This is a genomic window from Streptomyces sp. NPDC003393 (genome assembly GCF_053589015.1).
In genome coordinates this window covers 1-22,494 of sequence record NZ_JBSFRB010000071.1, presented here as the reverse complement: position 1 = coordinate 22,494, position 22,494 = coordinate 1, and the positions used below count along the sequence as shown (strand labels likewise).

Here is a 22,494-nt window from a genome sequence, read left to right as displayed (position 1 = left end):
ATGCAAGACCCTGTAGCCGCAGGTGCGCAAGGGCCGCGTGGTACGCCCTACGGGCGGGGGCAAACCTCCCGGGCTGTAGGCGAGCAGTTCACTCAAGGCCGCCTTGAACGCTCAGGCAGACGCAACAGACCGTGCTCCTTACGGAGTTGAGGTTCCCCCGCTGCGCGGGAGTGGCTGACTACTGAACTTGATTGGGTGATGTCGGAGCCGTTCGCCTGACGGTGGGAGGGCCGTTCCGGTAGCCCTGGACTGTGAGATACGCGCAGGGCGGCGGGCTGACCGACGCCGGGAGGGCCGCCCGGGAGCGGATTCGGCTGCAGGCCGTGGAACGCTTCGAGGGCGGGCAGAAAAATCGGGAGATCGCTGCCGCGCTGCGGGTCAGCGAGCGGTCCGTGGAGCGGTGGCGTCGCCAGTGGCGCGAGCGTGGGAAGGCCGGCGTCCTGTCGAAGGGATCCCCAGGCCGACCGAGGCTCGGTGATACGCAGATCGCCCGGCTGGAGAGGGAGTTGGAGCGCGGACCGCTGATCCACGGCTGGGTGGACCAGCGGTGGACCCTGGCTCGGGTTAAGAGGTCCTAACAAAGGCGGCGGACGTGTCGGTAGGTGATGAGGCAGGTGGCGAGACCGAGGAAGGCTTCATGGATGTCGTCGCGTCGTTCCCAGCGGATGCGCAGGCGGCGGAAGCCGTGCAGCCAGGCGATCGTTCTTTCGACGACGTACCGGAAGATGCCCAGGCCGGAGCCGTGTTCCTGGCCTCGTTCGGCGATGACCGGGCGGATGCCGCGTTGGCGCAGCAGGCGCCGGTATTTGTCGTGGTCGTAGCCGCGGTCGGCGAGCAGGGCGTCCGGCCGCCGTCGTGGCCGACCCACGGCCCCGGCCACCGCCGGGACCTTGTCGAGCAGGGGCAGCAGCTGGGTGACGTCGTTGCGGTTGCCGCCGGTCAGCGACACCGCGAGCGGGATGCCCTGGCCGTCGGTGAGGACGTGGTGCTTGCTGCCCGGCCGTGCGCGGTCGACCGGGCTGGGACCGCTTTTGGGCCCCGCCGGGCCGCCCGCACGTGGGAGGAGTCGATCACCGCCCGGGACCAGTCCAGCTTCTTCGCCGCCCGCAGCTTCTTCAACAGCAGCACATGCAGCTGGTCCCACACGCCGGCCTCGTTCCACGCGGCCAGACGCCGCCAGCAGGTCATGCCCGAGCCGAAGCCCAGCTCCTGGGGCAGGTACTCCCACTGGATGCCGGTGTGCAGCACGAACAAGATCCCGCACAACGCCTGCCGGTCCGGCACCCTCGGCCGTCCCTCGACCAGCTTCGGCCCCGGCTTGGGCAGCAACGGCTCGATCAGCGACCACAGTTCATCCGACACGATCCACGGCCGCGACTGTCTCTTCCCCACGACCAGACCAACGAGCGGACAAGCCGACGGTCACTTGATCAACAACTTCTGTTAGGACCACTAAGACACTGATCGGTCGCCTGTTCCACGTCTCGTACACGGTCGAGGGCACATGGCTGCTGCTCAAGCGGCATGGCTGGTCGTGGCAGCAGCCTGCCCGGAGGGCCATCGAGCGTGACGACACCTCGGTCGAAGTCTGGAAGAAGGAGACATGGCCGCGGGTAAGAGCATCGCGGCGGAGCGGAGGGCCTGGATCGTCTTTGAGGACGAGGCCGGGCAGTCGATGACTCCACCGCGTGCCAGGACCTGGGGCCGCCGGGGCTGCACGCCGGTGGTGCGGGTGCGCGGCCGCGGCTCCGGGCGAGTGTCGATGGTGGGCATGACCTGCTACAAGCCTGGTGAGCGGTCCCGGCTGTTCTATGCGGTCCGGGAGTACACCGGGCGCAAGGACCAGCCGAAGGGCTTCGGCTGGCGCGACTTCCGTGATCTGATCGTCCGGGCCCGCATCCAGCTGGGTGGCCCGATCGTGTTGATCTGGGACAACGTCCGACTGCATCTGACGAAGCAGCTGCGCGAGTTCATCGACGCGAACGCCGAGTGGCTTACCGTCGTTCAGCTGCCCACCTACGCGCCCGACCTCAACCCAACCGAGGGCGTGTGGTCCCTGGTCAAGCGCGACATCGGCAACCTTGCCGCCGCCAGCCTTCGTCAAGTCACCCGCGCGGTCAAGCATCGGCTCAAGAAGCTCCAGTACCGGCCAGACGTGATCGACGGCTGTCTTGCCGGCACCGGCTTGGCCCCTGGGCACGTGACTCTCCAGGCCTGGGCCTGACTGTGTCGCTCGTCCGGCGATAGGAGACGATGCAGCCCACGCCAGCGCACGAAAGCGAGCAACGCAATGACGGAACCCGCTCCGATGGATCTGATCCACCTCGCCGATCCGGATGGGAACCGCTGTATCGTGCGAGTCACAGGACGGTCCCAGCCGGGCGTGCTGACCGGCCACGACATTCTGCACGCGGACGTGCTCGTCTCCGCGAGTTTCGTCGACGCCCGGCTCGACCTTTACCTCTTCCAGCATGACCTGGACTCCTGGGAGCAGGAGCTGTCGAATCTGGGACCAGGCCAGACTGTCAGCATCGGCGGAGACCGCGGCCTGAGCCTAGACATCCACGTGCACGAAGACGGCTGGCTGTCGATCCAGGTCAGCGACCCGGACCGCCTTACGACAGCCCTGGGAACCCGACCCCAGGAAGACTGGATCGCCGAGCATCGCGGGCGCCTGGAACAGGTCCGACTGACCTGGCCCCGCGAAGTCATCGAGACGGCACCAGGAGCTTACGAGTGGAGCCCCAATCGCAAGCGGTGACCACCGATCCCAGCAACCGACATCACGCTTTCAAGTTCCGTAGCCGTGCAGTCTCGGGCTCACTTTTCGTGACTCCCAAGGGTGTTCTCACGACTCCTTGGGTGCCGGATTGACTTTCCCGCCAGAGGTGGGTGCAGGATTCGCAGCAAAGCGTTCACGGTCAACTGCTGTTGCAGTTCTTCATCGTGAATTTCTTCGCGGGGGATGGCGGTCAAGGCCAGGGCACGCACCTCTCCAGAGCTCAGATTGAAAGAGCGCTTGTCGGTGAGAGCTGGTAAACACCTGGCTGCTGCCGAACCCTCGAATGTTGGTAAGAGGCAGTAGCGGTTCCGGGACACTGAATCGTGATGTCGACAGGTTGTCGACCTCTGTATCTTTCGGCGGGTGAGTCTCATCGATGCGAGCCAGGACAGGTTGAGCTCGTCGTGCAGGGGCCAACACAGGCTGGCTCGGTGGTCATGGGGTGTAGACACTCATACGACCACTGGCAGCATGCCTTGCACCGCTTTCGCCCCAAGTCACTACCAACATGTTGATCTTAGACGTCAACCGGCGAACACGCTGTGCGAAACGTTCCTTAGTGCGCATCGAACCTGTGTGATAATCGGTTGGTGATTGAGCTTCGTTCCATTGACCTTCCTGCATTCATTACCGACTGGTACGGGCCGCCTGATCGGCCTGCCGAACGGGCACTCGGCTGCGACCACCTACCCGAACCGCTTCACGCCTGGCACGACCTGGCGGCGAAGTATTCAGTCCGCCTCCTCGGTGTCAAGCAGTTCCTACCGCCAGCTGATATCAGCTTGCGCAACGGTAAAATGGTCTTCCTTTCCGACCCGGCCAACGCAATCTGGGGATTCGACCCAGGCGATCCGATGAGCGTGCACGAGGGAGAACTGTACGGAGATTGGGTGCAACTCTCGGAGTCTCTGCCTGAATTTCTCATCCACAACGCTTTGGGTGAAGCCGTATACAATGCGCCGTTCACTAGGTATGGCGGTTCCGTAGAGAACGCACGGGTACCGGATGTTGTTGCCCCCTTGACGGAAGTAGGTATCGGGGCATGGAACTGGCCGGACTCCGGTCATCGGATCTTCATGGGACAGGGCATTATCCTCGAGGTGGGACCTGCTATTGACCATGGAGCTCCTCTTGACGACCTTTCTGGACGCAGCGAAGTGCATGTAGGAGCTAAAACGCCGTCAGCACTTACATATCTGGATGAAATTCCAGGGATTGACTGATTCCGGGAAACTAGCAGATCCAACTGAAACCGTCGATGTGAAATGTGGAATTCCCCGACCTCTTAAGGGGTCGGGGAATTCCATATTTCACCAGTCCTTCTCGCCGAACGACTTCTTCTCAGTCTCCCCGACGAGTTCATGTAGGTTATGTCTAGTCTAGATCCCTTCGGCAACATCCTGGGGACAGTGCATAGACAGACGGAACATATCTCTTCTTTGGTGATATAGAGATGACCTCATGTCAGCTGGTGTTGCCTCATCAGGGCTATGGCATGAGTCTCCGCGTGCTCGCGGTTGAATTTCGCGACACCTGGCGGTTCTAGGTAGTGGTCAGACTGGTTCTGACGTCCGGAGGAAACCGCAATCGGAAGGCCCTCTCCTTCCACATACAGTGCGCTATTTGTTCCACCAGGAAACTTGAACCCTTTCCCGGCCGCCCGTGCTGCGACCAGTCCTTCCTAATTGGAGAGCGCACCCTCGCGAGTTCCAAAGAATGCAGCGAGAGCGGTGGGCGCTCGATAGGCGTCGCTGGAAGTGTCGTAGCCGTAACCCGCAATCCAGTTGTCGAATTGATCTCCGTAATCACAGCCCAGGGCTCCGGAACCGCCGTCGCCGCGGCAGTCACTGTCCCAGATCCAGCCAGCCAGCTCCGCCGTGCGGGACTGTAAAACGATCGGTGTAACTCCTGATCAAGGAAGATGCATCGATAACCAGCGAGAACGTGACCGAGGCCGAGGCCGTCAAGGCCGCTGAGCCGCAGCCGGCGAAGGAGGTGGCCGACCAGCTCATCGACGAGTTGGTCGGCCGCGCCCAGGCCGAGGGCCGGCAGCTGACCGGCGAGGGCGGTCTGCTCCAGCAGCTGACCAAGCGGCTCCTGGAGTCCGCCCTCGAAGGCGAGATCACCGACCACCTCGGCTACGACAAGCACGACCCTGCCGGGAAACGGTGGCAACAGCCGCAACGGGACCCGGGCCAAGACCGTGCTGACGGACGTCGGCCCGGTCGAGATAGCCGTGCCCGCGACCGCGAGGGCAGCTTCGAGCCGAAGATCGTCAAGAAGCGGCAGAAGCGCCTGTCCGGCGTGGACGAGATGGTGATCTCGCTGTCCGCGAAGGGGCTGACGACCGGTGAGGTCCAGGCCCATCTGGCCGAGGTCTATGGCGCCGAAGTCTCCCGCCAGACCACCTCCACGATCACCGACAAGGTCATGGCCGGCATGACCGAGTGGCAGAACCGGCCCCTCGACCCCGTTTATCCGGTGATCTTCATCGACGCCATCCACGTGAAGATCCGCGACGGCGCCGTCGCCAACCGGCCGATATACGTGGCACTCGCCGTTACCGTCGAGGGCCGGCGGGACATCCTGGGCCTGTGGGCAGGTGACGGCGGCGAGGGCGCCAAGCACTGGATGCACATCCTCACCGAGATCAAGAACCGCGGCGTGAACGATGTCCTCATGCTCGTCTGCGACGGTCTCAAGGGCCTGCCCGACGCGGTGGAGACCGTCAGGGCCCGCACCACCGTCCAGACCTGCGTGGTCCACCTGCTGCGGAACTCCTTCCGCTACGCCGCCCGCCAGGACTGGGACAAGATCGCTCGTGTCCTCAAGCCCGTCTACACAGCTGCGACCGGGGAAGCCGCGCTCGAGCGGTTCGCGGAGTTCGTCGACGCGTGGGGCAAGAAGTATCCGGCGATCGTCCGGCTGTGGGAGAACGCGTGGGAGGAGTTCACGCCGTTCCTCCGGTTCGACACCGAGATCCCCCGCATCGTCTGCACCACGAACGCCATCGAGTCGGTGAACGCCAGGATTCGCCGGGCAGTCAAGGCCCGCGGTCACTTCCCGAACGAGACCGCGGCCTTGAAGTGCGTCTACATGGCCATCATGTCGCTGGACCCCGCCGGCAAGGGCCAGGCCCGCTGGACCATGCGCTGGAAGACCGCCCTGAACGCCTTCGACATCACCTTCGACGGCCGCCTCTCAGCAGCCCGTCAATAGCCCCAACACCCTCGTTACACCGCTCGTTTGACACACCCTTGGCGAGAGAGAGTCGATGTTCCCGAAGGCCGTCGTCTGCTGCTCGTCGATCGTCCGGAGTTGCTCGGCGCGCTCGGCCAGGAATGCGGCCAGGGCCGGTCAGGTGGATCGTCACCCTGCAGCAACCAGAGTCTGATTGACGCGGCGAACCCATCAGGTCCCTTTCCGAGGCAGGGGTCCATCCGTGGTCCCGCTGCACCGGCCGCGCGCCCTGCGCACGCCGCTGTGTCCGTTCCTGGCCGGTGAGGACGCCACAGCGGCATGATCGGAGCACCGGGACGGGGGCCGAGGGCTGCGGGGGCGGGCATGCTGACAACTGGCCGTCACCGCCGTACGCGTCGCGCTGCAGGCGGCCGTGCCTGGCCCGTGCAGGCCGCTGGGACCGTGCGGCGGGAGAGAGATCGCAATTGCAGTGAACCGTTCTTGCGTCCTGACCGTCTAGTGTGCGCAGGGTGCGCTCCGGTCTCCCCCCGTATCGGAGCTCGCACCCGACCCTGCCGACCGTCGTGTGGCATGGAGGTCGGCAGGGTGCCTCAGCACGGAGGGACTTGTCGACGGGAAACGGTACTTCTGGTACCTGCAAGGTTAGGTGCGTTCACCAGTGGACTGGCTGCTGAAGGAGTCCGGCGCAGACAAGCCGAAGCGGCGAGGCGAGGACATGGACGCCGGTCCGTCGGCCGCGTCGGCCCTCGGCATGTCCCGGACTGCCGGACAGCTCGAGGAGGCGTCGGGGCGCCTGGCCGAGGACCATCCGATCGTCCAGCAACTCACCATGGCCAAATGGAAGTTGATGCTGCGTGGATTGTCTCCGGAAAGGAACCGACGCGGAAGAGGCCGGACTTTCCCACCCGATGCCTGATGGCGGCGGCCTCGCCACATCACTCTGCTCAGGGTGCCCGCACCGTTCGGGCAGCAGCGACGCGAGCGGCTGCGGATCGGCAGTCGGCGTCAAGGTGCGCATGACAGCGTGACTTCGCGCCGGACGAGGGCGCCCCGAACGTCATCAGGGCGATGTCGCACGGGTCCGCGAAGCGCGGGGCGTTGCTGCCGCAAGTCGGTTCTGAGCCGGGAAGCCGAATGTCAGCGCAGGATGAGCAGGGGCTGGGCGCGTGCGGTGTGCACCTGCCACAGTTCCCGGGCCACGTAGTCCGGTTCGTGCCGGGCGCCGGGTCCGATCGGTCCGACGACCGTGATCTGCGCGACGTGCACGTCGTGGACGGCGAGTGCGTCGTGGAGCATACGCACGTAGGCCGACTCGGCCGCGTAGGTGAGGGCCGAGACCGCGCGGTCGCGGTGTGGCTCGACGGCGGCGCCGCCGGTGGTGAACAGCAGGGTGCCGTGTCCCCGGCGGCGCATGTCCGGGACGACCGCGCGGACGGCCGCGACGGCGGCGACGACGTTGAGCGCGAGCGCGTTCTCGACGTCCTGCGGCGCGGTGTCGAGCACGGGCTTGATCCACGCGAGATCCGGCCGGGGGCTGAAGAGAACCACGTCGATCGGACCGAGCCGCTCGCGCAGTGCGCCGAGCGCCGCGGTGAGGGCCTGCCCATCGGTGACGTCCGCGGTTTCGAAGGCTGTCGTCAGGCCCTCGGAGGCCAGGTGGGCGGCCATCTCTTCCAGGCGTTCGGTGTTGCGTGCGATCAGTCCGACCGGATGTCCCTCGCGGCCGAACCGGCGGGCCGCCGCGGCGCCCAGGCCGGGCCCGGCGCCGATCACGACGAATGCTCCCGGGCCGCTCACGCCTGCTCCAGGTCCACGCTCTTGGTCAGTGCTTCGTTGGCGTCGATCTCGGTTCGCATCCGCTCCAGGCGGGCGCGTGCTCCGGCGAGTGCGTCGGAGCCGAGCAGCAGCCGCAGGGGCGGTACGTCGGCATCCACGGCTGCGGCGATGGCCGCGGCAGCCCGTACCGGGTCGCCGGGCTGGCGGCCGGACACGCCCAGCGTGGCGTTACGGCGTTTGCCCGCCGTCTGCTCGTAGTCGTTCAGACGGATCGGGGACTGCTGCATCGACGTCCCCGCCCACTGCGTTCGCAGGCCCCCGGGCTCGGCGATGGTCACCGTGATGCCGAGCGGTGCGACTTCCGCGGCCAGCGATTCCGACAGGCCCTCCAGGGCGAATTTCGTGGCGTGGTAGTAGCCGGTCGCGGCGAAGGCGGCAAGGCCACCGAAGGAGGAGATGTTGACGATGCTCCCCGAGCGGCGGACCCGCATACCGGGCAGTACGGCCTTGAGGACCGTCACCACGCCGTGCACGTTGGTGTCGTACAGGGCACGGATCGCGGTGTCCTCGCCCTCTTCGATGGCGGCCAGGTAGCCGTATCCTGCGTTGTTGACCAGCACGTCGATGCGCCCGAACGCTGTCTCGCACGCCTGGACGGCGGCGGTCACCGACTCGGGGTCGGTCACGTCCAGCGCGAGGGCCAGCGCGCGGTCGCCGTACCGTGCGGCGAGATCGGTCACCGATGCGCGGTTGCGGGCGGTGACGGCCACCCGGTCACCCCGTTCCAGTGCGTGCTCGGCCAGGGCGCGGCCCAGCCCGCTGGAGCAGCCGGTGATCAGCCATACAGACGGTTCATTCATTTCGTTCGGCATGCCTCCATGCCAGCAGCAAGCCGGATGACGTGCCACGCCCCCTTGAGGGTGGCTCTCGCAGGGCCTGCTTCACCGGTGGCACCGCAGCCGTCAGGTCGGTGGGCCCGGTAGGGTTTTTCCGTATGCCACGTGACGACAACGAGCTCGCGTCCTTCCTGCGCAGTCGCCGGGAGAAGACCGACGCCGCCTCCGCCGACGCCGAACTCACAGACCCGGACGGGGCGGTGCGTACCTTGGCATGACGGTGCGATCGACAGCGTGTTCCTCTGAGAGCGGACCGGTCCACGTCACCGGTTGCCGGTTCAGCCGGGCACGCCCCACGCACACCACGACTTCATGCATCCAGTCCCCCTCGCTTGACCACCTGGCTTGCGATCACGTTCCGCTGGATCTCGTTGGTGCCCTCGCCTACGATCATCAGCGGCGCGTCACGGAAGTAGCGCTCGACGTCGAACTCCGTCGAGTATCCGTAACCGCCGTGGATGCGTACGGCGTCGAGGGCGATCTGCATGGCCGTCTCGGAGGCGAAGAGCTTCGCCATCCCGGCCTCCATGTCCACCCGGCGCCCGGCGTCCGCCTCCCGCGCGGCATACAGGGTCAGTTGCCGGGCTGCCGTGAGCGAAGTCGCCATGTCCGCCAGGTAGTTCCCGATGGACTGGTGCTTCCAGATCGGTCTGCCGAACGACTCGCGTTCCCGGGCGTAGGCGAGGGAGTCCTCGAATGCCGCCCGGCCGACCCCGAGCGCACGGGCGGCGACCTGGAGGCGTCCGGTCTCCAGGCCCTTCATCATCTGCGCGAAGCCCTTGCCCGCCACGCCCCCGAGGACGGCGCCGGCCGGGGCTCGGTAGTCCTCGAAGGACAGCTCACAGCTCTCCACGCCCTTGTAGCCAAGCTTGGGCAGGTCACGGGAGACGGTCAGACCCGGCCCGTGCTCCACGAGCAGAATCGAGATGCCCTTGTGGACCGGAATGGCCTCCGGGTCGGTCTTGCACAGCAGGGCTATCAGGCCGGAGCGCCGAGAGTTGGTGATCCACGTCTTCGTACCGTTGATCACGTGTCCGCCGTTGCCGTCCGGGCGGGCGGTGGTGCGCATCGCCTGCAGATCCGAGCCGCCGCCCGGCTCGGTCAGGGCCATGGTCGCGCGGATCTCACCGGTGGCCATCCTCGGCAGGTACTGTCGCTTCTGCTCCTCCGTGCCGAAGTGCAGCAGAAGCTTGGCGACCACGGTGTGGCCGCCCATCGCGCCGGCCAGGCTCATCCAGCCGCGTGCAAGCTCCTCGGTGATCAGGACGTAGCAGGGGGTGGAGACCGGAGTGCCACCGTACTCCTCGGGCACGGCGAGGCCGAAGACGCCGAGGGTCTTCATCTGCTCGATCAGGGCTTGGGGGTAGGTGTTGGCGTGCTCCAGTTCTTGGACGACGGGCTTCACCTCCTTGTCGACGAAGTCGCGCACGGTACGGACGATGAACTGCTCGTCCTCGGTCAGGATGTCGAGAGTGCTCATGCGGTGACGCTCCTCGTGGAGTGGCATGGATGCCGTGGCCGACCGGGGCGGTTCGGACCTCGGGCGGTTCAGATGACGCGTTCGGCCTTCAGGTCGTCGATGTCGGCCGGGCTGTATCCCAGGTGGGCCAGAATCGTGTCGGTGTTTTCCCCGGCCGCGGGGACGGCGTCCATGCGCGGGGTCGCACCGGTCAGGTCCACCGGCGGCAGCAGCGCGGACACCGCCTCTCCGCCGGGGATCCGTACGTCTCGCCAGCGGTCCCGGCCGCTGAGCACCGGGTGCGCGAGGAACTCTTCCATGTCGTTCACCTCGGTGTTGGCGATGCCCGCCGTGTCCAGCAGCTTTGTCACCTCGTGGCTGTCCAGCTCGTTGAACCGTTCAGCCACGATCGCGCTCAACTCTTCCTGGTGGGCCGCGCGGGCCGAGCCGGTGACGAAGCGCGGATCCGTGACGAGCCCGGGTCGGCCCAAGAACTGTTCACACAGGGCCGCCCATTCGCGCTCGTTCTGGATGGCGAGGAGCACCTCCTTGCCGTCGGCCGCGGTGTAGGCGCCGTAGGGCACGATGGTGGGGTGCCGGGTGCCGATGCGGGGCGGCTGCGTGCCGCCGTAGCGCGTGTAGTAGGCGGGTTGGCTCATCCACTCGGCCAGCGCCTCGAACAGGGAGACCTCCACAGCGCGGGCGACGCCGGTGGTGGCCCGGGTGAAGAGTGCGGTGAGGATGCCGGAGTAGGCGTACATGCCGGCCGCGATGTCGGCGATCGACACCCCGACGCGGGCCCCACCGTGCTCGTTGCCGGTGAGGGTGACCAGACCGGTCTGGCACTGCACCAGCAGGTCGTACGCCTTGCGGTCGGCCCACGGGCCGGTGGAGCCGTAGCCGGTGACCGAGCACGGGATCAACGAGGGAAGACGTTCGGCGAGAGCCTCGGCGCCCAGGCCCAGCCGGTCGGCCGCGCCCGGGGCCAGGTTCTGCACGAACACATCGGCGCCGGCGAGCAGTCGTTCCAGGATCGCCCGGCCCGAATCCGTCTTCAGATCCAGGGTCAGCGATTCCTTGGACCGGTTGAGCCACACGAAGTAGCTCGACTGTCCGTGCACCGTGGTGTCGTACCGGCGGGCGAAGTCACCCCCGCCCGGCCGCTCCACCTTGATCACCCGTGCGCCGAGGTCGGCGAGCTGGCGGGTGGCGAAGGGGGCGGCCACCGCCTGCTCGATGCTGACCACGGTGATGCCGGCGAGCGGCAGTGCTGGGGGGAGCTCGGTCATGACGTGACCTCCAGAGGGTGCGGACCCGTACCGAAGTCACCATCATTGACAGTGATGAACATCTGGGTGAAATAACAATTCATGATGGTCCCATGCGCGCCTCGGATGGCGGCGGAAGGAAGATCGCCTTGGACATCAAGCAGTTGAAGGCGATCGTCACGGTCGCCGAGGTGGGCAGCGTCACGCGCGCCGCGGACCTGCTGCATCTGGTGCAGCCTGCGGTCACCCGGCAGATCCGCACCCTGGAGCAGGAACTCGGCGTCCCGCTGTTCGAGCGGAGCGGGCAGGGTATGCGTCTCACCGAAGAGGGGGAGATCATGGTGGGCCGGGCGCGGCGCGCTCTGAACGAGTTGGAGCGGGCTCGCGCCGAGGTGCAGCCGGTCCCGGGTGTGGTGACCGGTGTGGTCACCGTCGGGCTGCTGGAGAGCACCAGTGACCTGCTGGCCGAGCCCCTCGTGACGGCCCTGGCCCGCGACCACCCCGGCGTCGAGATCCGCCTCATGACCGCCTACTCGGGGCACCTGCAGCAGTGGCTCGACGACGGTGACCTGGACCTTGCGCTGCTGTACAACCTGGACAGCACGCCCACGCTCAACGCCCGCCCGCTGGTGCGGGAGCGGCTGTGGGCGGTCGCTCCCGGGTCGGCAGGCCTCTGCGCCGACCGTCCCGTTCCGTTCACGGAGGTGGCGGGGCACCCGCTCGTCATGCCCGCCGCGGGGCACGCGTTGCGCCGGCTGATCGACGCGGCGGCGGTACGGTCCGGGGCTGCCATGGACGTCGTCGTGCAGACCAACTCCCTGCGCGTGCAGAAGCACCTCGTCCGAGCGGGCCACGGCTGGACCGTCCTGCCCGGCGTGGGCATCACCGGTGATGTCGCGCGGGGCGTCCTGAGCGCCGCACCGCTGAGCGAGCCCGATGTGTGGCGCTCGGTCGTCCTCGGCACACCGCGGTTCGCACGCACCCCGCCCGCCGTGGAGGTCGTCGCACGCGAGCTGGCCCGTCGGATCGGCTCCGCGGTGGCGCGAGGAAGATGGCCCTCGGCACAGGTCGAGGGAGGCGACGCCTGTGCCGAAGGTGAGTGACTCGCCGCCGCACCGTCCGAGTACATCGTCCTGGGAAGCTGCGGGGACCGACGGCTGACACCCGACGCCGGCTCTCGGCGCCCCGGCACGGCCCCGCACGCCCGCCGGGGCCGTGTGCAGGCGCACAACGGACAACGCGTGGGACGCATGTGGATGCACCTGTTCTCCCGCGGCGCGCGTGCTTCAGGGAATGCCGCCCCGGGGCCGGCCGACAGTCGCGCGTTCCTCGACGAGGACGCGCAGCGCAGCGACGGTCGGTCGCAGCTCCCCGGACCGCTCGGCATGCGCAGGCCGCATGCCCGCATCACGCATTTCTATTGTTCAACCTGACCCATCAGTGTTCATGATGCTGGCACATCTTCCGTGAGGCACGGCCCGAATACGCCCCGCCGAAGACCGCCCCGCTGGCCTGACCTGCTCACGAGGACCCCACATGCCCGCCGCTCTCTCCTCCTACGTCGAGTCCTGGCATCCCGAACCGGTCACCGACGAGGACGCCCTGTCGCCCGGCCCGGCGGCGGCCCTGTCGGCAGTGCTGAACCTGCCCGACGCCGCCGCGAAGACCGGCGACGCACTGCCACCCCTGTGGCAGTGGCTGTACTTCCTCCACTGGGCCCCCCAACGATCCCTCGGCGCGGACGGACACCCGCGTGATGCCCGCTTCCTGCCGCCGATCCCCTTCCGCCGGCGCATGTTCGCCGGCGGACGGTGCGAGATCACCGAGCCCCTGCGGCTCGGCGAGCCGGCCGAGCGCGTCAGCAGCCTGGCTGCTGTCACTTCCAAGCGGGGCCGCAGCGGCGAGTTGCTGTTCGTCACCGAGCGGCAGGAGCTCCGGCAGAACGGCCGCACCTGTGTGATTGAGGAGCAGGACATCGTCTACCGGTCGGGCGGCAGCCCGGCGCCGGGGCACCCGGCCGCACTCGACGACACGGTCGCGCCGGAGCCCGAGGGCCCCTGGCACCTGCGGCTGCAGCCGGACGAGACCCTGCTGTTCCGGTTCAGCGCGCTCACCGCGAACGCTCATCGCATTCACTACGACACGCCGTACTGCCGGGACGTCGAGGGCTATCCCGGCCTGGTCGTCCATGGCCCGCTGCTGGCCCTGCTCATGCTCGAACTCGTCCGAGGAAATGCCCCGGAGCGGCAGGTACGGTCGCTGTCCTACCGGCTGCACCGCCCGGCGTTCGTGGGCGAGCACCTCCTCGCCGACGGCACACCCACCGACGACCAGGTACAACTGCACATCGCCACCCACCGTGAAACCCGTCACGCCGGCGCCGAAGTGACCTTCGCATGAGCCAGAGCCACCCGGACCATCGGCGCATCGCCGCCGCACGGAGCCTTCTCTTCGTCCCCGGTGACCGGCCCGGCCGTTTCGCCAAGGCAGCGTCCGTTGGCGCCGACCTCGTCATCATCGACCTGGAGGACGCCGTCGCCCCCGGCGACAAGGACAGCGCCCGCGACAACGCCGCGGCCTGGATCGCCCGCGGCAACAGGGCGGTCCTGCGGATCAATGCGCCTGGCACTGCCTGGTTCCAGGCGGACCTGGCACGGGCGGCCGACAACGGTTGCCCCGTCATGGTGCCCAAGGCCGAGGACCCTTACGTCCTCGCGGAGATCGCCGCCCGTACGGCCGGGCGCTGCCCGCTGATCCCGCTGGTCGAAACGGCCCTCGGCGTTGAGCGCGCTGTCGAGGTGTGTGCTGTTGCCGGAGTCGTCCGGGCCGCTTTCGGCAACGTGGACCTGGCCGCCCAGCTCGGTGTCGCCCACGCCGACCACCTTGCCCTCGCCCATGCCCGCTCCCGGCTGGTCCTCGCCTCTGCCGCATCGGGCATCCACCCGCCCGTCGACGGCGTCACCACCGCCGTAGGAGACCCGGACGCCCTCGACACCGACGTCGCCCGCGCCCGGCGCCTGGGGTTCACCGGCAAGCTCTGCATCCACCCGGCTCAAGTACCGGCCGTCACCGACGGGTTCACTCCCACGCCGGACGAACTGCGCTGGGCCCGCCGCGTCGCCGGCGCCGGCGACGGGGTCACCACAGTCGACGGGCACATGATCGACCGGCCCATGGTGGAACGCGCGCGGGCCGTCCTGGCCCGGGTGGGGGAGGCGCAGCCGTCGCCAGGGTCACCGGCGAACAGCGTGTCGTGATTACATCTGCGCCCTGCTCGGCCCAGTCGGCAGCAAAAACGGCCGGCATGCCGATCAGCCACAGCACATCACGTAACGTGCGAGCAATGAGCGTACTCGATCTGTCGCCGGAGGTGTCACAGGCCTGTGTCCGCTTCTGCCAGGTCGCGCTCGCCGATCTCGGCGAGGAGAAGAACCCGGATCAGTCCGAGATGGCCCGATACCTGGCAAAGGTGACCGGCGTCGACTTGACCGAGTGACCACGCCACCAGCGAACGAGGCCGGTCAAGCCTGCGTGACCACTGCGGCCGTGCACGTTGAAACGAAGCGAAACATCCCCGGTCCCACCCATCACCGAATTCAATTCCCACCGCCTCGCTGACGAGAGAAGTGGCGTACGGCCACCGAGCGAGAGGCGACCAAGAAAGGTGCAGATATGGGCATTGTCGAGAAGCGGATAGAGGCGGTGGGGTTGACCCTGCCCCCTCACCACCCCACTTGCCGCCTACGTGCCGGCTGTGCGGACGGGACGTCACGTCTACGCCTCGGGCCAACTCCCTCTGGTCGACGGCCGGCTCACCCAGACCGGCAAGGTGGGTGCCGAAGTCTCTCCTGAGCAGGCAAAGCTCCTGGCCCGTACCTGTGCGCTGAACGCGCTGGCCGCGGTGAAATCACTCGTCGAGGACCTGGACCGCATCAAAAGTGTCGTCAGGCTGGTCGGGTACGTGGCCTCCGCTCCCGACTTCACCGGCCAGCCCGGCGTCATCAACGGTGCCAGCGAGCTGCTCGGCGATCTCCTCGCTGGTAATGGCGTTCACGCCCGTAGCGCGGTAGGCGTCGCCGTCCTTCCGTTGGATGCCCCGGTCGAGGTAGAGTTCCAGGTCGAAATCACGGACTGAGCTTGCTCGAACGCATGACGGCGACCGAGTCGGTTGCTCCGTGATCGCCACACCACTCAAACGACCGCCGCAGCAGGAAGCAACACTTTGATTCCGGACAGGTCCACTACGCGCGGAATCTCCTGAGCCGGGTCCCGAAGTCGGCCCAGCCCTGGGTGGCGACCCTGCTGCGGACCGTGTTCGAACAGCCCGACACCGACGCGGTGACGGCCCAGATGGCCCACGCTCTGCAAGCCCTGCAAGCCGAATTCCCGAAGGCAGCAGCCCACTTGGACGCAGCCCAGCACAACCTGCTCGCGTTTACGGGCTTCCCGCGGGAACTCTGGCGGCAGGTCTGTCGAACAATCTGCAGGAGCGGCTGAACAAGGAGATCAGGCGTCGCACCGACGTGGTCGGCATCTTCCCCGACCGCACCGCCGTCATCCGGCTCGTCGGGGCGGTCCTGGCCGAGCAGAACGACGAATGGACCGAGGCCCGCCGCTACATGGGACTCGACCTCCTCGCCAAGGCCCGACTCCACCCGATCGAGTCACAAACCGGCGACACCGTCCTGCCCACCGAACTCACCTCCTAATGAAGCTTCTATGTCTCGTCAACCCCTGGTGTCGTTGCGGCGGCGTTGTTGAGGTGGCGGTAGAGGCGTCGGGCGAGGTAGCGCTTGAGACAGCGGCGGATCTCTCGCTCTGTCTTGCCTTCGGCGCGTCGTCGGTCGGCGTAGGCGCGGGTCTGGGGGTGATGGACCATGCGGACCATGGCGATGACGTTCAGGGCGCGGTTGAGACGCCTGTCGCCGCCGCGGTTGAGCCGGTGGCGGGTGGTGTTCCCCGAGGACGCGGGTATGGGGTTCACGCCGGCGAGGGAGGCGAACGCGGCCTCGCCACGGACCCGTCCCGGGTGGGACCAGGCGACCAGGACGGTGGCGGCGGTGACGGGGCCGATGCCGGTTTCCCGGAGGAGGTCGGCGGCGGGGCTGGCATCGACGAGCTCGCCGGTCCGATTCATGTTGTCCAAGAGCTCGGCGTCGAGGGTGAGAATCCTCTTTGCGAGCCGGACGGCCTCGGTGCGGGCGGTCGCGGTGGCGAAATCTTCCTCGCGGGGGCGCCAGCGGGCGATCTCACCGATCTTCTTCGCGCCGAGGGGACGCCGGGCGTCGATGCCGAGGTCGGCGACGCGCACGAGGGCGGTCAGGGCGTTCACGGCTCGGGTCCGCTCACTGGTGAGTTCGTCCCGGGCGGTGAGGAGGATCTGGGCTGCTGCCCGGATGCCCTCATCCATCCGCGGAGTGCGCAGTTGCTCTTCGGCGAGCGGGAGTACGGCTGCGGCGATGCGTCGGGCGTCGATCGGGTCGGACTTGCCGATCCCACGCCGGCCGGTGCGGTTCATGCGGGCGGCTTCGGCCACCTGGTAGCCGGCGAGCGCCGTCTGGCGGGCGATCTGGGCCCCGTAGCTGCCGACGCCCTCGATGACCCACAGGGTGGCCAGGTCGCCGCCGGTGCGGCGTCCGACCCAGGCGATCGCACGGGCCCTGCCGGCATGGGTGTTGGGGAAGGTTTCCGTGCCCAGGTGCTCGCCGTTGGCGGCGAGCACAGCGTAGGTATGCGTCCTGGCGTGGGTGTCGACGCCGATGACGAACGAACGCGTGTGAGCGACAATGGTGTGCACGCGATCAGGATTCCTCTCCGTGAGACGGTGATCCCGGTCGCCGTGGACCGGTGCCGTGCCCGGGAGAGGTCACTTCGAGGCAGAACTGTGACGGGCCACGACCCCTGGGGGTCGGGCAGGCTTCTATCAGGCCACCGAGGTGGGCCGGGTCGGCGCCGGCCACCCACCGCAGTCGGACAGTTCATTAGCAAGGCACCTCTGAGGGCCACTGTTGTCACGAGTCACGACTGCGGTGAAGCGACCGACGTCAACCCTGCCAGCCGGTCCCGGACCAGCCACCCAAAAGACTCACAGATGTTGTCAAGTCATCGCGGCGACGGGGAGGCTGGCTTGGTAGCACTGTCCGTCACGGATGAGAGCCCACAGGACATTCACGCGCCGACGGGCCAGGGCGAGAACTGCCTGGGTATGCCGCTTGCCTTCAGCGCGCTTGCGTTCGTAGAAACGGCGCGAGTCGTCGCAGCTGCGGATGCTGATGAGCGCGGAGGTGTAAAAGACACGTTGCAGGCCGCGGTGGTAGCGCCTGGGTCGGTGCAGGTTACCGCTGATGTTGCCCGAGTCCCGGGGGACCGGAGCGACTCCGGCGAGGCTGGCCAGGCGGTCGGCGGTGCCGTAGCGGCTCATGTCGCCGGCGGTGGCCGCGAGGAACTCGGCGCCCAGCAGCGGGCCGATGCCAGGCATGCTGGAGATCACTTCGGCGAGTTCGTGGTCGCGAAACCGGGCCTCAATGAGCTTGTCGATCTCGCTGATCTGCTCGTTGAGGCTCATCACCTCCTTGGCCAGGGTGTGGATCACCTGCGCGGTGATCTTCTCCCCGGGGACGGCGGTGTGCTGACGTTCGGCCGCTTCCAGGGCGGCCTCGGCGAGGGTCTCGGGGGCTGCGCACGCTGCGATTGCGCAGCCAGGTCACCAGCCGCTTTCCGCCGGTCCGGCGAAGGGCGGCGGGGGTCTGGTAGCCGGTCAGAAGGATCAGTGGTCCGACGTCGGTCAGGTCAAGAACTCGCTCCAACCCAGGGAAGATACTGATGAGTTGACCGCACAGACGGTTGATCCTGCGAGTGCGGTCCGCGTTCAGGTCGGCCCGGCGGCTGGTAAGGACCCACAGCTCGATGGCTTGTTCGTCGTCCGACCGCAGGACCGTCAGGTCGCGACGCATCCGGGCCTGATCGGCGATGACGGTGGCGTCCTTGGCGTCGGTCTTACCCATGCCCCGGTAGCCCGCCGAGGCCCGGTTGACGGCCAGGCCGGGTATGTAGACGAGGCGCTGGCCGTGGCTGAGCAGCACGCTGATCCACAGGGCGGCCATGCCATCGGCGACGTCGACCGCCCAGACCACATCCACATCGAGGGCAAGTACGTCGGCGAGTAGGGTCAGCAGCTCTGGCTCGTCGTTCAGGACACGCCGCGACAGCAGTCGTTCGCCCTCCGCGTTCAGAACCACGCAATGGTGATGGGTCTTGCCGATGTCCGTACCCGCCCAGATCTGGACCACCAGTTCCTCCGGTCGCTCGATGCGCTGTTCTCCCGGACGACCTCGGCGGCGCGGTCCTACTCAGCGATCCACTCGAAGGCGGTCGCAGCTCCTAATTAGCGGCCGAGTCGTCGTAAGACACCGGGCAGCCAGGTGAGTGGAACCATCGAGGGCAACCGCATAGAAGCCATACCCAGTGTCGCTGGGTCTCTGGACCTTACGATGGCCCGTCCAACCCACGAACACGGTAGGACCGCGTAGCCTCAAATGAACCGCCACCAACGGGTCTGTCAAACCGTACAGTCCCCATTCCGGCGGCGGCGTTCGCAGGGCTCGGTCTCGGCCTGGCGCCAGCGGTAGTAGGTGGAGGAGGGGATGGAGAGGTCCCGGAGTACGGACTCGACCCCCAGGTGCGGGCGCTCGTCGAGGAGCGCCCGCACCTGGGCCGGACCGGGTCGAGTTGCGCCGCGAAAGAATGCGAGGCCGACCGCAAGACCTCGTTCGCCCGCTTGAGCTGGGCATTCCCCTGCGCAGGGCGGCAAGCTTCTCGCGCTCGGCGGTGGTGAGGATGTCGCCTTGTCCACCGGCGTCGGCCTCGGCCTGCCGGATCCAGTTGCGCGGGGCTTCGTGATGCCCGCCGAGTTCCTCGGCCATGCGGCGGATCACGGGCTTCGGCTCAGAGGTCCGGTACATCCGCACCGCACGCTCAAGCAATTCCAGCGGGTACTTCCTCGGGGCAGGCATCGTCTTTGCTCCTCTCATGACCCATCTGACCTGCTGTCACCTTTCCCCGCATCTTGAGGGAACCTCAGTCGGCGAACACCTTCTCGGTCAGCGCCGCCTTGCCCACCGGCACGGCAACCGCCGTGTGCGGGTGTGCCTGAGAGGGCGTATTTGGTCCATCCGTATTCACGCGTTGAGCCGATTTGCTGAATAATCCAGCGCGGACCGCCCGCGGGCGCCTGCATCGTGTGGCACGCACGTCAAGATCTCCTCGGTTTCCGTACCCGATGTCTCGGATCGATCAAGAGGAGAAGAACCCATATGAAAACTGAGTTCAGGACGGCGACCCGGTTGGGTCCTCTTTCCCGTAGAGCCCCGTGGATCAGCGGCGGATTGATCGCCTCACTCGCGCTCACCCTGGCGGCCGGAGTGGTCAGCCCGGCTGCGGCCGCAGCACAGAGTACGGGGAACCGTGTGAGCACCTTGAGCCGTGTGGGCGGCGGAGGCGACGAGTGCCAGGATGGGGGGCACCACGACAGGCCGAAAGGGCTTTTCCAGTCTTTTCTGGGCGGCGACGGCGACTGCGGCCAAGGCGGGACAGGACCCTCTGGCCACATCGTCACCACGGAGGTTCCCGGCTCGGGAGTGGACGTAGCACCTGGCGGTTTCGGAAACGACACCGCGGTCTGTCCTCCCGGGCAGACTGCGATCAGCGGCGGATTCATCGCGGGATTCCTCACTCCTGCCGGGTCCCGCCAGACTACGACCGTCACACCCAACGACAGCTGGACCGTCGGTTTCCGGAACGACACCACCGAGACCAACGGCGCTTTTGCCTACGCGTACTGCTCGTCCTGACGGCATAGCAGCGTGCAGAGCTTGGAGTCTGACAGGTTCTGGCCCACAGATGGCCCATACGCACTGGCCAAAGGTGGCATACGTGCGAGTCGTGAGACCCGGGTTCGACATAAATTCGTCGGCCTGGAGGGCCGAATCTGGGGTCTGACCTGGGCGGGTATGGGTGTGGCCGCCTGGAGGGCGTTTCTCTAACTTGTTCTTTAACCTCGGGGTCCGAACGGTTCGTCGTACTTGATCACTCGGACTGGTAACTGCCGTACGTTCGGGCGGCCTTCGGCTGAGCATGTGATCCGACCAAGGAACACACAAGCTCAGCACGAAGGTTGTGGGGATGAGTCTGTCGCATCACTCTGTCCGGCAGGATCCGACAACCAGCCCACCGTCCGCCACGACGTACACACCGTCCGCAAACCCGGCCTCACAAAACGACGCACGAAGAAGTCGGGCCTTCCCCCGTGATGGTGGACACGCTTCGTTGATCACGCGGCGAGCGTGAGCTTAGCTGCGTGGTGTCGGCGTTCGTATTCGTTGGGGCTGAGGTGGCCGTTGGCGGAGTGCCGGCGGCGGGTGTTGTAGCGGGCCAGCCAGGCAAATACCGTCCTTCTGCAGGTGCCGGCGTCGCCGTAGTCGCCGGTGCCCTGGAGGGTCTCGCGTTTCAGGGTCGCGTGGAAACTCTCGCAGGCCGCGTTGTCCGCGCTGGTACCGACGGCACCCATCGACCGGGTCACTCCGAGCTGGTCGCAGAGATCGGCGAAGGCCCGGGAGCCGTATTGGGCCCCGTGGTCGGAGTGGAACACGGCGCCGTCCAGGCTGCCGCGGGTCGAGGCGGCCATCTGTAGTGCGTCGGCGACCAGGCCGGTGCGCATGTGGTCGGCGATGGACCAGCCGACGACCTTGCGGCTGAAGCAGTCCAGCACGGTCGCGAGATAGAGGAAGTCCCCGCCGGCGAGCGGGAGATAGGTGATGTCGCCCATGTATTTCCGCCCCGGCTCGGTGGCGGTGAAGTCCCGCTGGAACAGGTCCGGAACCTGTGAGGCTGCCGGGCCCGGGACGGTGGTGCGGACGCGTCTGCGCAGGCGGATGCCAGCTATGGAGAACGTCCGCATGACGCGAGCGACGCGCTTCGCGTTGATCCGCAGGCCCTTCGCGCGCAACTCGGCGGTCACCCGTGGGGAGCCGTAGGTGCCGCCGGACTCGCCCTGGACCTTGCGGATCCGCTCGGCCAGGAGCCGGTCCTCGGTCTGCCGGGACGCTCTGGCCTTTCTGCCGGCAAGCCACTTGTAGTAGCTGGACCGGTTCAGGCCCAAGACCTCGCACAGCCGCTTCACGCCGTAGGCGTCCCGGTGGTCGGCGACGAACTGGAAGCGACTCACCAGTTTGTCTCCCCGGCGAAATACGTGGCCGCCTTGCGGAGTATGTCTCGCTCGGTCGCCGGCTTCCGCTCACTCGCCTCGAGCTCGGCCACCCGGGCCTCCAGCTGCCGGATCCGCTCGTCCGGATCGGCGGACGATGCCATCGCCTCAGCAGCCGCCGGCGTCCCGCCCACAGACGGGGCAGCAGCGGCGACACCGCGGCGTCCGCGGTCCCGCAGCACCCACTCCCGCAGGGTAGCCCGGTTGATGCCCAGGTCAGCGGCGATGCTCTTGTATGTCGCCCCGGGCGTGGACTCGTACAGGGCCACGGCATCGGCCTTGAACTCGTCCGAGTAGTCCTTCATCGCCATCGGCGGTCTTCTCGCTTCCTCCGGATCAAGCAGATCCAGTATCAGCGTGTCCACCACTCAGGGGGAGGCCCCGCCGGAGCCTTGAAGGGGCTGGTGGGCAGATGGCGCTTCGGTGCAGCAGGCTTTGTCATACCCCAGTATGCGCCTATGAACTGCGCTGGTGGCCGCCTCGCTGATCGTTGGGCTTCACTCCGGCAGACCTGAGCCAGCGGACGGGCGGGGTCCGGCGGTTCGGTCTCATAGGAGGCCGAACCGCCCGTACCCTTCGTGGTCCCTACGGCGTCGCATAGCGGGCGCCAAACACTGGAGGCAATACCCCGTGCTGATTGCTCAGCGTCCGTCACTGACCGAAGAGGTCGTCGACGAGTTCCGCTCCCGGTTCGTGATCGAGCCGCTGGAGCCGGGCTTCGGCTACACCCTCGGCAACTCCCTGCGCCGTACCCTGCTGTCGTCGATCCCCGGTGCCGCCGTCACCAGCATCCGCATCGACGGCGTCCTGCACGAGTTCACCACCGTGCCGGGCGTCAAGGAGGACGTCAC

Annotated in this window: 16 protein-coding genes and 6 pseudogenes; 13 read left to right on the top strand and 9 right to left on the bottom strand. The window is 67.2% G+C overall.

Annotation, left to right across the window (positions count from 1 at the left end; translation table 11 throughout):
- Positions 1–251: 251 nt before the first annotated feature.
- A pseudogene (locus ACWDUZ_RS37330) lies at positions 252–569 on the top strand (helix-turn-helix domain-containing protein); the annotation flags it as partial.
- A 5-nt stretch (positions 570–574) separates the two neighbouring features.
- Here ACWDUZ_RS37330 and ACWDUZ_RS37325 read toward each other — a convergent pair.
- Positions 575–1,392, bottom strand: a protein-coding gene (locus ACWDUZ_RS37325; RefSeq protein WP_451636276.1) for an IS5 family transposase whose coding sequence is annotated in 2 segments (ribosomal slippage) — positions 575–1,047 and positions 1,047–1,392 — 819 coding nt in all. Because the reading frame shifts where the segments join, the coding sequence is not laid out codon by codon here.
- A 62-nt stretch (positions 1,393–1,454) separates the two neighbouring features.
- Between ACWDUZ_RS37325 and ACWDUZ_RS37320 the strand changes: the two are divergent.
- From ACWDUZ_RS37320 to ACWDUZ_RS37300, 5 genes and pseudogenes are all read left to right on the top strand, one after another.
- Positions 1,455–2,224, top strand: a pseudogene (locus tag ACWDUZ_RS37320) (IS630 family transposase); the annotation flags it as partial.
- An 84-nt stretch (positions 2,225–2,308) separates the two neighbouring features.
- Positions 2,309–2,761 carry a DUF5959 family protein gene (locus tag ACWDUZ_RS37315; RefSeq protein ID WP_451636275.1) on the top strand — a complete coding sequence of 151 codons (453 nt, stop codon included), beginning with the start codon at positions 2,309–2,311 and terminating at the stop codon, positions 2,759–2,761.
- Between the two features lie 611 nt (positions 2,762–3,372).
- Entirely contained in the window at positions 3,373–4,005 is a 633-nt protein-coding gene (locus tag ACWDUZ_RS37310; protein WP_451636274.1) for a hypothetical protein, read from the top strand.
- A 721-nt stretch (positions 4,006–4,726) separates the two neighbouring features.
- The gene (locus ACWDUZ_RS37305) at positions 4,727–6,001 is read left to right on the top strand and encodes an IS256 family transposase (RefSeq protein ID WP_451636273.1); all 1,275 of its coding nucleotides are present in this window, start codon (positions 4,727–4,729) and stop codon (positions 5,999–6,001) included.
- A 640-nt stretch (positions 6,002–6,641) separates the two neighbouring features.
- Positions 6,642–6,899: a hypothetical protein gene (locus tag ACWDUZ_RS37300; protein ID WP_451636272.1), complete on the top strand. Its 258-nt coding sequence runs from the start codon at positions 6,642–6,644 to the stop codon at positions 6,897–6,899.
- Between the two features lie 221 nt (positions 6,900–7,120).
- On the opposite strand, the gene ACWDUZ_RS37295 is transcribed toward ACWDUZ_RS37300, so the two are convergent.
- The 4 genes from ACWDUZ_RS37295 to ACWDUZ_RS37280 all read right to left on the bottom strand — a co-directional run bounded on the left by ACWDUZ_RS37295 (position 7,121) and on the right by ACWDUZ_RS37280 (position 11,403).
- Entirely contained in the window at positions 7,121–7,780 is a 660-nt protein-coding gene (locus ACWDUZ_RS37295; RefSeq protein ID WP_451636271.1) for an SDR family NAD(P)-dependent oxidoreductase, read from the bottom strand.
- Complete coding sequence (locus tag ACWDUZ_RS37290; RefSeq protein WP_451636270.1) at positions 7,777–8,619, bottom strand: oxidoreductase; 843 nt, start codon at positions 8,617–8,619, stop codon at positions 7,777–7,779. The genes ACWDUZ_RS37295 and ACWDUZ_RS37290 overlap by 4 nt, the downstream gene beginning before the upstream one ends.
- A 346-nt stretch (positions 8,620–8,965) precedes the next feature.
- Positions 8,966–10,135, bottom strand: coding sequence for an acyl-CoA dehydrogenase family protein (locus tag ACWDUZ_RS37285; protein ID WP_451636269.1), 1,170 nt, complete (start codon positions 10,133–10,135; stop codon positions 8,966–8,968).
- Positions 10,136–10,203: 68 nt separating this feature from the next.
- The gene (locus ACWDUZ_RS37280) at positions 10,204–11,403 is read right to left on the bottom strand and encodes a CaiB/BaiF CoA transferase family protein (RefSeq protein ID WP_451636268.1); all 1,200 of its coding nucleotides are present in this window, start codon (positions 11,401–11,403) and stop codon (positions 10,204–10,206) included.
- Positions 11,404–11,495: 92 nt separating this feature from the next.
- Between ACWDUZ_RS37280 and ACWDUZ_RS37275 the strand changes: the two genes are divergently transcribed.
- The 6 genes and pseudogenes from ACWDUZ_RS37275 to ACWDUZ_RS37250 form a co-directional block, all read left to right on the top strand.
- The gene (locus ACWDUZ_RS37275) at positions 11,496–12,485 is read left to right on the top strand and encodes a LysR family transcriptional regulator (RefSeq protein ID WP_451636267.1); all 990 of its coding nucleotides are present in this window, start codon (positions 11,496–11,498) and stop codon (positions 12,483–12,485) included.
- Between the two features lie 433 nt (positions 12,486–12,918).
- Complete coding sequence (locus ACWDUZ_RS37270) at positions 12,919–13,782, top strand: hypothetical protein (protein ID WP_451636266.1); 864 nt, start codon at positions 12,919–12,921, stop codon at positions 13,780–13,782.
- A complete protein-coding gene (locus ACWDUZ_RS37265) occupies positions 13,779–14,639 on the top strand; it encodes an HpcH/HpaI aldolase/citrate lyase family protein (RefSeq protein WP_451636265.1) in 861 nt (286 codons plus the stop codon). The genes ACWDUZ_RS37270 and ACWDUZ_RS37265 overlap by 4 nt, the downstream gene beginning before the upstream one ends.
- Positions 14,640–14,725: 86 nt before the next feature.
- Complete coding sequence (locus ACWDUZ_RS37260; protein ID WP_451636264.1) at positions 14,726–14,878, top strand: hypothetical protein; 153 nt, start codon at positions 14,726–14,728, stop codon at positions 14,876–14,878.
- A gap of 176 nt (positions 14,879–15,054) precedes the next feature.
- Positions 15,055–15,517, top strand: a pseudogene (locus ACWDUZ_RS37255) (RidA family protein).
- A 98-nt stretch (positions 15,518–15,615) separates the two neighbouring features.
- Positions 15,616–16,091 (top strand): annotated as a pseudogene (locus ACWDUZ_RS37250) (transposase); the annotation flags it as partial.
- 8 nt (positions 16,092–16,099) lie between these two features.
- Here the strand turns inward: ACWDUZ_RS37250 and ACWDUZ_RS37245 are convergent.
- The 4 genes and pseudogenes from ACWDUZ_RS37245 to ACWDUZ_RS37230 form a co-directional block, all read right to left on the bottom strand.
- The gene (locus ACWDUZ_RS37245) at positions 16,100–17,179 is read right to left on the bottom strand and encodes an IS110 family transposase (protein WP_451636263.1); all 1,080 of its coding nucleotides are present in this window, start codon (positions 17,177–17,179) and stop codon (positions 16,100–16,102) included.
- A gap of 300 nt (positions 17,180–17,479) precedes the next feature.
- Positions 17,480–18,671, bottom strand: a pseudogene (locus ACWDUZ_RS37240) (IS110 family transposase).
- Positions 18,672–18,731: 60 nt separating this feature from the next.
- Entirely contained in the window at positions 18,732–19,394 is a 663-nt protein-coding gene (locus ACWDUZ_RS37235) for a transposase (RefSeq protein ID WP_451636277.1), read from the bottom strand.
- 1,316 nt (positions 19,395–20,710) lie between these two features.
- Positions 20,711–21,954, bottom strand: a protein-coding gene (locus ACWDUZ_RS37230; protein ID WP_451636262.1) for an IS3 family transposase whose coding sequence is annotated in 2 segments (ribosomal slippage) — positions 20,711–21,615 and positions 21,615–21,954 — 1,245 coding nt in all. Because the reading frame shifts where the segments join, the coding sequence is not laid out codon by codon here.
- 319 nt (positions 21,955–22,273) lie between these two features.
- Between ACWDUZ_RS37230 and ACWDUZ_RS37225 the strand changes: the two are divergent.
- Positions 22,274–22,494 (top strand): annotated as a pseudogene (locus ACWDUZ_RS37225) (DNA-directed RNA polymerase subunit alpha); the annotation flags it as partial.